The organism is Methylobacterium sp. A54F (assembly GCF_053346035.1).
The window spans coordinates 1-12,967 of record NZ_JBKFBF010000005.1; the positions used below are offsets into that span (position 1 = coordinate 1).

At 70.9% G+C, this 12,967-nt stretch carries 9 protein-coding genes; 5 read left to right on the plus strand and 4 right to left on the minus strand.

Going from position 1 to position 12,967, the window contains the following annotated elements:
- Positions 1–176: 176 nt before the first annotated feature.
- Both acuI and ACLBXP_RS09725 read right to left on the minus strand, forming a co-directional pair.
- A complete protein-coding gene (gene acuI / locus ACLBXP_RS09720; RefSeq protein ID WP_447667436.1) occupies positions 177–1,154 on the minus strand; it encodes an acrylyl-CoA reductase (NADPH) in 978 nt (325 codons plus the stop codon).
- 72 nt (positions 1,155–1,226) lie between these two features.
- On the minus strand, positions 1,227–2,738 hold the full coding sequence (locus tag ACLBXP_RS09725; protein ID WP_447667437.1) for an aldehyde dehydrogenase family protein: 1,512 nt from the start codon (positions 2,736–2,738) through the stop codon (positions 1,227–1,229).
- A gap of 201 nt (positions 2,739–2,939) precedes the next feature.
- Between ACLBXP_RS09725 and ACLBXP_RS09730 the strand changes: the two genes are divergently transcribed.
- From ACLBXP_RS09730 to fabI, 3 genes are all read left to right on the plus strand, one after another.
- On the plus strand, positions 2,940–3,323 hold the full coding sequence (locus ACLBXP_RS09730) for a winged helix-turn-helix transcriptional regulator (RefSeq protein WP_447667438.1): 384 nt from the start codon (positions 2,940–2,942) through the stop codon (positions 3,321–3,323).
- Positions 3,324–4,080: 757 nt separating this feature from the next.
- On the plus strand, positions 4,081–5,034 hold the full coding sequence (locus ACLBXP_RS09735; RefSeq protein WP_447667439.1) for a DnaJ C-terminal domain-containing protein: 954 nt from the start codon (positions 4,081–4,083) through the stop codon (positions 5,032–5,034).
- A 123-nt stretch (positions 5,035–5,157) separates the two neighbouring features.
- Positions 5,158–6,018 carry an enoyl-ACP reductase FabI gene (fabI, locus tag ACLBXP_RS09740; protein ID WP_447667440.1) on the plus strand — a complete coding sequence of 287 codons (861 nt, stop codon included), beginning with the start codon at positions 5,158–5,160 and terminating at the stop codon, positions 6,016–6,018.
- A 10-nt stretch (positions 6,019–6,028) separates the two neighbouring features.
- On the opposite strand, the gene ACLBXP_RS09745 is transcribed toward fabI, so the two are convergent.
- Positions 6,029–7,027: a polyphosphate kinase 2 family protein gene (locus tag ACLBXP_RS09745; protein WP_447667441.1), complete on the minus strand. Its 999-nt coding sequence runs from the start codon at positions 7,025–7,027 to the stop codon at positions 6,029–6,031.
- A 156-nt stretch (positions 7,028–7,183) separates the two neighbouring features.
- Here ACLBXP_RS09745 and ACLBXP_RS09750 point away from each other — a divergent pair, with 156 nt between their 5' ends.
- Together ACLBXP_RS09750 and ACLBXP_RS09755 are read left to right on the plus strand one after the other, a co-directional pair.
- Positions 7,184–7,771 (plus strand): histidine phosphatase family protein, encoded by a 588-nt coding sequence (locus ACLBXP_RS09750; RefSeq protein ID WP_447667442.1) that lies wholly within the window; start codon positions 7,184–7,186, stop codon positions 7,769–7,771.
- Positions 7,772–7,952: 181 nt separating this feature from the next.
- Positions 7,953–12,020 (plus strand): Pls/PosA family non-ribosomal peptide synthetase, encoded by a 4,068-nt coding sequence (locus ACLBXP_RS09755; protein WP_447667443.1) that lies wholly within the window; start codon positions 7,953–7,955, stop codon positions 12,018–12,020.
- 94 nt (positions 12,021–12,114) lie between these two features.
- Here the strand turns inward: ACLBXP_RS09755 and ACLBXP_RS09760 are convergent, their stop codons facing one another.
- Positions 12,115–12,771 carry an alpha/beta hydrolase gene (locus tag ACLBXP_RS09760; protein ID WP_447667444.1) on the minus strand — a complete coding sequence of 219 codons (657 nt, stop codon included), beginning with the start codon at positions 12,769–12,771 and terminating at the stop codon, positions 12,115–12,117.
- Positions 12,772–12,967: the final 196 nt, after the last annotated feature.

Sequence of the window (12,967 nt, forward strand, 5' to 3'; positions counted from 1 at the left end):
CTCGCAAAGCTCCTTCCGATCCCGCAGCCGAGCCCGGCCTGACTGGCTGGCGACACCCAGCCCTAGGGCGAGGGCTCATCCCGCCCCTCTCCGATCTCGGCCGCCAACGAGTTTTTCAACGAAATCGACCCAATTCAGTCGTTCACGTTGGCCTGCTTCCTGCCCGAAAGCAGCCGTCAGGCGATCCTCACGACAACGCGCCCGCGCACTTGCCCGGTGACGATATCATGGGCAACCGGAATGACGTCGATTAAGTCGACGGTCCGGGTCAGCCCCTTCAGTTTCGTTCGGTCGAGGTCCTTTGCGAGACGCTGCCAGGCCTCCACACGCTTCGCCTTCGGTGCCATCACGGAGTCAATGCCGAAGAGCGAAACGCCGCGAAGGATGAAGGATGCGACGCTTGCCGGCAGGTCCATCCCCCCAGCGAGGCCACACGCCGCGACGGCGCCGCCGTACCGGGTCGTCGCGAGAACGTTAGCCAGGGTCGTCGACCCGACCGAGTCCACGGCAGCAGCCCACCGCTCCTTGCCGAGCGGCTTCCCGGGACCCGTGAGCTCCGTGCGGTCGATGATCTCGGCAGCTCCCAGGCCCTTCAGGAACTCCGCTTCCTGCAGCCGGCCGGTCGACGCCACGACTTGCCAGCCGAGGCCGGCCAGCAGGGTGACCGCGATCGAGCCGACGCCGCCCGCCGCACCCGTCACCAGGACGGGACCATCCTCAGGGGTCAGCCCATGGCGTTCCAACGCCATGACGCAGAGCATCGCCGTATACCCAGCCGTCCCGATGGCCATGGCATCGGCCGGGGAGAGACTTTTGGGGAGCGGGATGAGCCAATCGCCCTTGACCCGGGACAGCTCGGCGTAGGCGCCGAGATGGGTCTCGCCTGTGCCCCAGCCGTTGAGGACAACCGCATCCCCGGCCTTAAAGTCCGGGTGGGACGAGCTCTCCACGGTCCCGGCGAGGTCGACGCCCGGGATCATGGGGAAGCGACGCACCACCGGCGCCTTGTCCGTGATGGCCAAGCCGTCCTTGTAGTTCACGGTCGAGTGCGAGACCCGGACCGTGACGTCGCCCTCCATGAGCTCCCCGACCGGGAAGTCGCGCAGCGCGACGGTCCTTCGGTCTCCCGACTTGTCGATGACGAGCGCCTTCATTCCACCTCTCCCGGTCGTGCGATCCGGGCGGGCCACGTCGTGGCGGCCCGCCGGTTTCGTCGGAGGCGCGCCTCAGAGCGCCATCGTCACCGCCTTGGTCTCCAGGTAGTTCTCCAGCGCCTGGGCCCCGTTCTCGCGGCCCCAGCCCGACTGCTTGTAGCCGCCGAACGGCAGGACCGGGTCGAACACGTGGTGGCAGTTGAGCCAGACCGTGCCGGCCTTGATGCGCCTGGCCATCTTGTGGGCCACGCTCGCGTTCTGCGTCCAGACGCTGGCGGCGAGCCCGTACTCGGTGTTGTTGGCCTCGGCGGCCAGCGCTTCGAGCTCGCTGTCGTCGAACGCCTGGGCCACGACGACGGGGCCGAAGATTTCCTCGCGCACGATCCGCATGTCCGGGTTGGCGTTCGTGAAGATGGTCGGCTTGAGGAAGTAGCCCTCGCTGCCCGGCAGCCCCTCGCCTCCGGTCAGCACTCGGCCGCCCTCGTCCCGCCCGGACTGCACGTAGCCCGTCACGCGCTGCAGCTGCTCGGCGCTGACGAGCGGGCCCATCTGCGTCGTCGGGTCGAGGCCCGGCCCGACCTTGATCTTGGCGGCGGCGTCGGACACGCCCTGCATCAGCTTGTCGAAGACGCTCTTGTGGGCGTAGATCCGCGTGGCGGCGACGCAGACTTGGCCCTGGGCGAAGAAGCTGCCCAGCGTGACGCCCGGGATGGCGCGGTCGAGGTCGGCATCGGGGAACACGATGGTCGGCGCCTTGCCACCCAGTTCCAGTGTCACCCGCTTCAGGTTCCCAGCTGCCGCCTTGACGATCAGCTTGCCGACCTCGGTCGAGCCCGTGAACGCGATCTTGTCGACGAGCGGGTGGGCGGCGAGCGGCGCGCCGGCGCCCTCGCCGTAACCGGTGACGATGTTGATCACGCCGGGCGGGAAGTCGGCCTCCTCGACGATGAGCTGGGCGAGGCGCAGGGCCGAGAGCGGCGTGTCCTCGGCGGCCTTCAGCACCACGGTGCAGCCGGCCGCGAGCGCCGGCGCCAGCTTCCAGGCCGCCATCATCAGGGGGAAGTTCCACGGGATGATCTGGCCGACCACGCCGACGGGCTCGCGCAGGGTGTAGGAGAACACCTCGCCTGGTACCGACGGCGACAGGGTCGAGCCGGCGATCTTCGTCGCCCAGCCGGCCATGTAGTAGAAGGTGTTGTAGGCGACCGGGATGTCAGCGGCTCGGGCCTCAGCAATCGGCTTGCCGTTGTCGAGGGACTCCAGCTGCGCGAACTCCTCCGCGTGGCGCTCGATGATCTCGCCCAGGCGATGGACCAGCCTTCCGCGGTCCGCCGCGGTCATCCGGCTCCACGGACCGTGGTCGAACGCCCTGCGCGCCGCACGCACGGCGTCGTCGATGTCCTCAGCCCGCGCCTCGGGCACTCGGGCCACGACCTGGGCCGTCGCGGGGTCGCGAACGTCGATCAGGCCGCCGGCCTTGGCCGACACCAGCTTGCCGTCGATGAGGAGCTTGGGGGCGCCGTCGAGGTATGCCGCGACGGCCGGCGCGAGCTTGGGCGTAAGCGTTGGCGTGTGCATGTTCATGGCGAGATCCTCTTTCGAACCGCTGCCTGGGCGACCGGACCGGGTCGACCTTCGGGCATGGCTTGAGGTACCTCTGCCGCTACCCGTTTGGAAGAATGCACCGAAAAGTGTAGCTATTACCTATCGGTAAGAAATCTGATAGAACAACGGTTTACGCCTCAAAAAATCTGGCGGCAAGGCAGCCGCTTCTGGAGAGCAACGATGGAACCCGATTCGGCGCTGGAGCGCGTGCGCGAGATCAACGTCTTCAACATCGAGTGCCCGGCGCATCAGGTCGTCGCCCGCGTCGGCAATAAGTGGACGTTGCTGGTGCTGTACGCGTTAAGCCAAGGCACAAAGCGTTACACTGAGCTTCAGCATCAGGTCGGAAAGATCTCTCCCAAGATGCTGACGCAGGTGCTGCGTGGGCTCGAAAAGGATAAGCTAGTCAAACGCAAGGTATACCCGGTCGTGCCACCCATGGTCGAGTATTCGCTGACGCCGCTTGGGCTAAGCCTTGCAAAACCGCTCGCAGGCCTATGTGTCTGGGCAGAGGAAAACTACACGACTTTGAACCAGACATGGCGCTTGCAGGGGATTGATTAACCGTCGGGGCCGCCGGCGAAAACGCGCTTAGGGTAATGCGGTAGGCTGATCGAAGGATGACTTTCTCTGAGCGTTGATGCACGTCCGGTGGCGAGTGCCAGGCGAACGTCTGCTTCTTCGGACCTCGTTTCTGAAAGCGGACCGGCGGGAAACCACCCATACCAGCCATCCGCACCGTTGGGCCGATCGCGCCTTCACCGCGGCGTACCGCTGTGCGGGCCGGCGCCTAGCCCTGTGCGGGCAATCGCTCCAATTGGCCCCTCCTCGCCGTCATCTCGGGGCCACGCAGCGAAGGCCGGGATCCAGGGCCGCCACGCTTGCCGGACCTCGCGCCGTCGAAGGGTCTCGATTCCGGGTTCGCCTGCGGCGCCCCAGACTGACGACGCGGTTCATCCGGCCGGTGAGGCGGTTCTCTCGGCGCGCCTGTGACACCAACCCCCGTCATCCCGGGACGCCGAAGGCGGGCCCGGGATCCAGAGCCGCCGACGCCGCCTCGTCCTGTCGCCTCGGCGGGTCTGGATTCCGGGCTCCGCTGCGCGGCCCCGGAATGAGGGTGGTGGGAATTGGGGGCGGTGGTGGCGCGGCATCGGCGCGACCTCGCAGCCCCGGGCCGCGGGGCGCCAGCTTGACGCGGAACGCCGACGCGCAGAGTTTTGCCGGCCGGAGCGTTGCATAGAAGCAACACGCCCACATATCAGGGGTGAGATCCTCATCCCGACCAGCCCGCGACCCGGGCGGCACGAGCTGCAAGAGACCGATGCGCAATCCCTACGACGTGCTGGGCGTGCCGAAGGGCGCGAGCGAGGCCGACATCAAGAAGGCCTATCGCCGGCTGGCCAAGACCCACCACCCCGACCGCAACAAGGACGACGCCAAGGCGAAGGACCGCTTCGCGGAGGCGAACTCGGCCTACGAGATCCTCGGCGACCCGGACAAGCGGCGCCAGTTCGACCGCGGCGAGATCGACGCCGACGGGCGTCCGCGCGCGAGCGGGTTCGAGGGCTTCTCCGGGTTCGGGGGCGGGCGCGGCGGCGGCGGGGGCGGCTTCGACTTCGAGGGCATGGCCCGCGGCCGCGCCGGGGCGCCCGGCGGCAACGCGGGGGGCTTCGGGGAGGACATCTTCTCCCACCTGTTCGGCGAGGCCTTCCGGTCGGCCGGGGCGGGGCCCGGCGCGGGCGCCGGCCCGCAGCGGGGGCCCGCCCGCGGCGAGGACGTCGCGGCGGAGCTGAGCGTCACCCTGGAGCAGGTCGGCTCCGAGGAGAAGCTGAGGCTGTCGCTGCCCGGCGGCCGCGAGGTCGACGTGGTCGTGCCGAAGGGCGTCGTGGACGGCCAGACCATCCGGCTGCGCGGCCTCGGCGGCTCCGCCGGGCCGCGCGGCGAGCCCGGCGACGCGCTCCTGACGATCCGCGTGCTGCCCCACCCGCGCTTCAAGGTGGAGGGCGCGGACCTGCGCGCCACCGTCGAAGTGCCCCTGGAGGACGCGGTGCTCGGCGGCGCCATCCGGGTGCCGACCCTGACCGGGGCCGTCGAGATGCGGATGCCGCCGATGACGGGCTCCGGCCGCACCTTCCGGCTGCGCGGCAAGGGCCTGCCCAGGAAGGACGGCAGCCGGGGCGACCTCCTGGCCACCACCGCCGTCACCCTGCCGGCGGGCGAGGACGCGGCGCTGACCGCCTACGCCCAGGAACGCCGCAAGGCCAAGGCCGAGTAGGGGGCGCGAGGCGGATGCCCGCCGCGCGCGGACTTCCGTCCCCCGCCCGCCTCCGCTAAGAGCCTCTGACGAAGCGCCGGCCCCGCCGCGACCCGGGGGCGCCGGCTCAGGCTCAGGTGACACATGGCGGATATCTCCCCGGCTCAGGACCATGTCGGCGCACGCGCCACCGGGACCGGGCTGCTCGCCGGCAAGCGCGGGATCGTGCTCGGGGTCGCCAACAACCGCTCGATCGCCTGGGGCATCGCCAAGAGCGCCCGGGCCCACGGCGCGGAGCTCGCCTTCACCTACCAGGGCGATGCCCTCAAGAAGCGGGTCGAGCCGCTGGCGCGCGAGCTCGACGCCCACGTGGTCGGCCATTGCGACGTCACCGACCCGGCCTCGATCGACGCGGTGTTCGCGGCCGCCGCCGGCGTTTTTCCGGACGGCATCGACTTCGTGATCCACTGCATCGCCTTCTCGGACAAGGACGAGCTGACCGGGCGCTACATCGAGACGAGCGAGGGCAACTTCACGAAGTCGCTGCTCATCTCCTGCTACTCGTTCACGGCCGTGGCGCAGCGCGCCGAGAAGCTGATGCGCAACGGCGGCTCGCTGCTGACGCTGACCTATTACGGCGCCGAGAAGTGGATGCCCCACTACAACGTCATGGGCGTCGCCAAGGCGGCGCTTGAGGCCTCGGTGCGCTACCTCGCGGCCGATCTCGGCCCCTCGAAGATCCGCGTCAACGCGATCTCGGCGGGCCCGATCAAGACGCTCGCGGCCTCGGGCATCGGCGATTTCCGCTACATACTGAAGTGGAACGAGTACAACGCCCCCTTGCGCCGGACCGTCACCATCGACGAGGTCGGCGAGACGGCGGCCTACCTGATCTCCGACATGTCCCGGGGCATGACGGGCGAGATCCTGCACGTCGACGCGGGCTACCACGTCGTCGGCATGAAGAACCCCGAGGCGCCGGACCTCAGCCTCGACAAGGACTGAGCCCGATAGCTCAGTCCGGCACGCGCATGCCGGCGATGCCCTCGGGGGCTTGCGGGAATTGCGGGTCCATCGCCTCCAGCGTGTCGGCGATGGTGCGGGCGATCACCAGGTTGCGGAACCACTTGCGGTTCGCCGGCACCACGTGCCACGGCGCCTGCGGGGTCGAGCAGCGGCCGAGCGCGTCCTCGAAGGCGGCCTGGTAGGCGTCCCAGCTCCTGCGCTCGACGAGGTCGGCCGGATCGAACTTCCAGTGCTTCTCCGGGTCGGCGATCCGGGCCTCCAGCCGCTCCTTCTGCTCGGCCTTCGAGATGTGCAGGAAGAACTTCAGCACCACCGTGCCGGAGGCCGTGAGCAGGCGCTCGAAGTCGTTGATCAGCCCGTAGCGGGCGCGCCAGACCGGCTCCGGCACGATGTCCTTCACGCGCACCACGAGCACGTCCTCGTAGTGGCTGCGGTTGAACACGCCGATCATCCCGCGGGCCGGCGCCCGCTTGTGGTAGCGCCACAGGAAGTCGTGGTCGCGCTCCTCGCTCGACGGAACCTTGAACGAGGCGACCGAGCAGCCCTGCGGGTTCACCCCTTCGAGGACCGCCCGGATGGTGCCGTCCTTGCCGCCGGTGTCGATCGCCTGGAGGACGACGAGGAGGCTCCGGGTCCGCTCGGCGTAGAGCCGCTCCTGCAGGGCGCGGATGCGGCCCCGCTCCACGTCGAGCGCCTGCTTGGCCTCCGCCTTGTCGAGGCCGCCGTCGGCGTCGGGGTCGATCGCCGCGAGGCTGCAGGGCTCGCCGGGCTCGATCGTGACGATGCCCTGGGCGGCCGGGATGCGAGGCGGGGCGTGGCCGCCCGCGAAGGCCGGCGCGGTCTCGGCGATCTCCTCGGCGGCCCGCGCCCAGAGCGTCGCGGACGGGGGACGATCGCGGGCGGCGTGGCGGTGGCTGTCGGGCTCTTTTGTCACATCGGGGCCGGCGGCGCGCTGGCCTTGGGATCGCTTGCGGTGTTTCTTCGGCATGCCACCTGTCTCGCCGTGGAGCCGGGCGTGCCCTCCGGTCGGAGGGCGGGAGCGCCGGCACGCGTCGCGCAGCGGATATGGGGAGAACCGCGTTGACACCGACAACGAGCGCCAGGCTGAGCCGTTCCGCGCAGCCGTGGGGCCGGGCCTGAGCGCGTGTCGACGATCTTCTTCATTCGCCACGGCCAGACGGACTGGAACGCCGAGGGCCGCCTGCAGGGCCAGCGCGACACCCCCCTGAACGCCCTCGGCGAGGCGCAGGCGGCGGAGGCCGCCGAGCGCCTGCGGCGGGTCGCCGGCGACCGGCTCGCCGCGGCCGCCTTCGTGGCGAGCCCGCTCACCCGCACCCGGCGCACCATGGAGATCGTGCGCGCGAGCCTCGACCTGCCGCGGGAGGATTTCGGCCTCGACCCGCGCCTGAAGGAGATCTCCTTCGGGGCCTGGGAGGGCCTGACCTGGGCGGAGATCCGAAGGCGCGACCCGGCGGGGGCGGCCGCGCGCGACCGCAACCGCTGGTCCTACCGGCCCCCCGGGGCGGGCGCCGAGAGCTACGCCATGCTCACCGAGCGCGTCGCTCCCGCCGTGGCGGAGTTCGGCCCCTGCACGGTGGTGGTGGCCCACGGGGGCGTCGCCCGCGCGATCCTGGTGGCCCGCGGCCACCTGCAGCCCGCGGCCGCGCCGCGGATCGGGATCCGCCAGGGCGCCGTCCTGGTGCTGGAGGGGAGCGACTGGTACTGGGCGTGAGCCAGGCCGCGGGGGCGCCGGGAACCGGCGCCGTTCAAGGCCGGTTCAAGCGCCGCGTGCCAGTCCGGGGCGGATGGCCGCGGCCGGGGCGCGACCCGCCTCGATAACGGCACGATCCCCGGACATGGAGCGGCCGGTGGATGGAAACCCGGCCCGGGACCGGCCGGCAGCGGAGCACCCGATGAGCAGTCTCGCCGAGATGACCCGGCCGCGGGCGGAGGAGCGCCCCGCGGGGCCGGCCGTCCTGCGCGGGGCGGTGCAGCCGGAGCTGATCCGCGACGAGGTCCTGGCCGAGATCTTCCTGGCGAGCGCCGACGCGCGCCCCGACCACCCGGCGCTGATCGACGGCGCCCGCAAGGGGCCGGGCGGCCTGCACCCGCACCTCACCTATGCGGAGGTGGCGGAGCGGGCCGGCGCCATCGCGGCGGGCCTCGCCCATCGCGGCATCGGGCCGGGCGACGTGGTCGGCCTCTGGATGGCCCGCAGCCCCGACCTCCTCGTCGCCCAGATCGGCATCACGATGGCGGGCGCCGCCTGGCTGCCCTTCGACGCCGAGGCGCCGGCCGACCGCGTCGCCGTCTGCCTGCAGGATGCCGAGGCCCGGGCGCTGCTGGTCTCGGAGGCCCTGCGCGCCGGCGCGCCGGACGCCGCCCCGGCGCTGACCGTCGAGGCGCTGCTCGCCGCCACCCCCTCGGACGCGCCGGTGCCGGACCCCCGCGGGCGGGGCCTGACGCCGGAGCACCCGGCCTACCTGATCTACACCTCGGGCTCGACCGGCGTGCCGAAGGGCATCGTCATCAGCCACGCCAACATCTGCCACTTCCTGCGCTCCGGGAACGCCCTCTACGGCATGCGCGCGGAGGACGTGGTGTTCCAGGGCGCCTCCGTCGCCTTCGATCTCTCGATGGAGGAGATCTGGATCCCCTACCTCGTCGGCGCGACCCTGTTCGTGGCCTCGCCGGCCATGATGGGCGACGTCGAGGCCCTGCCCGGCATCCTCACGCAGGCCGGCTGCACGGTGATCGACACCGTGCCGACGCTCCTCGCCATGCTCTCGGCGGACCTGCCGAGCGTGCGCCTCGTGCTCCTCGGCGGCGAGGCGCTGCCCGAGCCCCTGGTCGCGCGCTGGGCGACCCCGGGCCGGGCGCTGTTCAACACCTACGGGCCCACCGAGGCGACCGTGGTGGCGACCGCCGCCGAGATGCGGCCGGGCGAGCCCGTCACCATCGGGGGGCCGATCCCGAACTACACCGTCTACGTGGCGGGCGAGGACCTGCGGCTCCTCGGACGCGGCGAGCCCGGGGAACTCCTCATCGGCGGCCCCGGCGTCGCCCGGGGCTACCTGCAGCGGCCGGAGCTCACGGCCGAGAAGTTCATCCCCAACCCCTTCGCCTCCGACGGCTCGGACCCGATCCTCTACCGCTCGGGCGACGCGGTCTCCCTCGACGCGGCCGACCGCATCGTCTTCCACGGGCGCATCGACGACCAGGTGAAGATCCGCGGCTTCCGGGTGGAGCTCGGCGAGATCGAGGCCCGCATCGCGGGCAGGCCCGGCATCGGGCAGGCGGCGGTGGTGCTCCGCCAGGACGAGGGCGTCGACCGCCTCGTCGCCTTCCTGGTGCCGGACCGGGGCGCCGAGCTCGATGCCGCGGCCCTGCGCAAGGCGCTCTCGGCCGAGATGCCGCCCTACATGGTGCCGGGCCATTTCGAGCGCGTCGCGACCCTGCCGCGGCTCACCTCCGGCAAGGTCGACCGCAAGGCCCTGCGCGCCGCGCCTCTCACCATCGTGGCGGCGGACGGCGAGCAGGAGCCTCCCGCCAACGAGACCGAGGCGGCGCTGCTCGCCGCCGCCCATCAGGTCTTCGGGCCGCAGCCCCTGGCGCTGGAGGGCGACTTCTTCACCGACCTCGGCGGCCACTCGCTCATCGCCGCCCGCTTCGTCTCGGCGGTGCGCGAGACCCCGGCGCTCGCCGCCATCACCCTGCCGGACGTCTACACCCACCGCACCCTGCGGGCGATGGCCGAGGCCCTGATCGCCCGCACCGGCGGCGCCGGCGCGGAGGCCGCGGTGCGCGACCTCGGCTTCGCCCCGCCCCCGCTCCTGCGGCGCGCCCTGTGCGGGCTGGCGCAGGGCCTCGCGCTGCCCTTCGTGATCGCCCTCTCGACGGTGCAGTGGCTCGGAATCTTCGTGACCTACCTGCTGCTCACCGGCGGCGGGATGGGCTTCTTCGGCGAGCTCGCCGTCCTGCTCCTCGTCTACGTGGCGATCAACGCCGCCACCGCCTGCATCGCCGTGGCGGCGAAGTGGCTGATCCTCGGGCGGACCCGTCCGGGGCGCTACCCGCTCTGGGGCGTCTACTATTACCGCTGGTGGCTGGCGCAGCGCCTCGCGCCCCTCGTCCACGTCAAGTGGCTGCAGGGCTCGCCCGCGATCGCGATCTACCTGCGCCTCCTCGGCGCCAGGGTCGGCCGCGACACGCTCATCTCGGACATCGAGGTCGGCGCCGCCGATCTCCTGACGATCGGCGACGGGGCTTCCCTCGGCGGCCGCCTCGTGGTGGCGAACGCCGAGGTGGTCGGCAACGAGCTGGTGATCGGCACGGTGGAGATCGGCCGCGACGTCGCGATCGGCACCTCCTGCGTGCTGAGCCACGACACGGTGATCGGCGACCATGCCGAGATCGCCGACCTCACCACCGTGCCGACCGGAACCCGCATCGGCGCCGCGGAGGCCTGGGACGGCTCCCCGGGCCGGCGGGTCGGCACCGCCGACGTCGCGGGATTGCCGGAGCCCGCCACCGCCTCGCCCCGTAGGCGGGCCGGCTTCCTGGCGATCTACCTCGTGCTGCTCGCCGCGATTCCGGCGATCGGGCTGCTGCCGATCTTCCCGGCCTTCTTCATCTTCGACCAGATCAGCGATTCTCTCGGCGAGATCACCGACGTCGACTACCACTTCTACCTGCCGCTCCTGACCTGGCCCACCGCCATGCTGATGACCGCCGGCACGGTGGGGCTGATCGCCGGGATCCGCTGGCTCGCGCTGCCGCGGGCCCGCTCCGGCACGGTCTCGATCTGGTCGGGCCTCTACCTGCGCAAGTGGCTCGTGGCGCTCGCCGCCGAGGTGACCCTGGAGACGCTCTCCTCGCTGTTCGCCACCGTCTACATGCGGGCCTGGTACCGGCTGATGGGTGCCCGGATGGGGCAGGGCGCCGAGATCTCGACGAACCTCGGCAGCCGGCACGACCTCGCGGATATCGGCGCGCGCAACTTCATCGCCGATGAGGTGGTCTTCGGCGAGGAGGAGATCCGCCGCGGCTGGATGCACCTGCGGGAGGCCCGCACCGGCGCCCGGGTCTTCGTCGGCAACGACGCCGTGGTTCCCCCCGGTGCCGACATCCCCGACGACGTCCTCGTCGGCATCAAGTCGAAGCCGCCCGCCAACGCGATGATGGCGCCGGGCGAGACCTGGTTCGGCTCGCCGCCGATCAAGCTCCCGGTGCGGCAGAAGGTCGATCTCGGATCGACCGCACAGACCTACGAGCCGGGCCTCGGGCCGAAGCTGCGCCGCGGCGTGTTCGAGGCGTTCTCGACCTCCTTCTCGCCGATGCTGTTCATCACCCTGGCGATCACGGCCATCGACTTCTACTTCTACCCCGCGATCCTCGCCCGCGACTGGGTCGGCCTCGGCGTCAGCTTCGTCCTCGCGAGCGTCGTGATCGCGCTGATCCAGACCTCGGCGGTGATCGGGCTGAAATGGCTCCTGATGGGCGCCTACCAGCCCGGCATGCGTCCGATGTGGTCGTGGTGGGCGATGCGCACCGAGGCCATCGCGGTGGCCTACTGGGGGCTCGCCGGAAAGGTGCTCCTGGAGCACCTGCAGGGCACCCCGTTCCTGCCCTGGATGCTGCGCCTCCTCGGCGTGCGGGTGGGGCAGGGCGTCTGCATGCTCACCACCGACATCACCGAGTTCGACTGCGTGACGATCGGCGACTTCGCCGTCATCAACCGCACCGCGGCGCTGCAGACCCACCTCTACGAGGACCGCATCATGAAGGTCGGCCGCGTCGAGATCGGCCGCGGTGTCTCGGTCGGCGCCTTCGCGACGGTGCTGTACGACACCCGGGTCGGCGACTACGCGCGGCTCCGGCCGCTCACGATCGTGATGAAGGGCGAATCGATTCCCGCCCACACCGAGTGGGAGGGCGCGCCGGCGGTCCCGGTGGTGCACGCGCCCCAGAAGCCGGCCTGAGCACGCCGGGAAAGTCCGAGATCCCTCACCCCGCTTTCTGCGAAAGCAGACCTCTCCCGACCCGGGAGAGGGAGCCCATTGCGGTTTCGCGAGTTCAGGCGGCCTCGTCCCGGCTGCCGAGGCGCTTGTCGAGGTAGGTCTCCACCGTCTGGGTGAGCTCGTCCACCTTGCCGTCGAAGAAGTGGTTCGCGCCCTCGACCATCTGGTGCTCGATGATGACGCCCTTCTGGGTCTTCACCTTCTCGATCACCGGCATCACCTCGCGGGCCGGCGCGACGCGGTCCTCGGAGCCGTGCACGAACAGGCCGGAGGACGGGCAGGGGGCGAGGAACGTGAAGTCGTAGCGGTTCGCCATCGCGGCGATCGAGATGAAGCCCTCGATCTCGGGGCGGCGCATCAGCAGCTGCATGCCGATCCACGAGCCGAACGACACGCCCGCGATCCAGCAGGACTTCGCCTCGGGGTTGACCGACTGCACCCAGTCGAGGGCGGCGGCCGCGTCCGACAGCTCGCCCGAGCCGTGGTCGAACGCGCCCTGGCTGCGGCCGACGCCGCGGAAGTTGAAGCGCAGGGCCGCGAAGCCGCGGTTGGCGAAGGTGTAGAATAGATTGTACACAATCTGGTTGTTCATCGTTCCCCCGAACTGGGGGTGCGGGTGCAGCACGATCGCGATCGGCGCGCCCTTCTTCTTGGGGGCCTGGTAGCGCCCTTCGAGACGACCGGCCGGACCGGTGAAGATGACCTCGGGCATGGGGCTCTGGAACTCCTGTCGCGGCGGGACGGCCGCCATGCCGGTCCGCACGGATGCGGATGCCGCGCCTTGACTCGGGCCCCGGCGTTCTTACAAGCGCTCTTAGAATGGTTCTAGGCGATTAGAACAGTTCTAAACAGCAACGCGGTCGATCCGGATCGGCTACGGCCTCGTCGCCGGCGGGTCGAACGCGTCT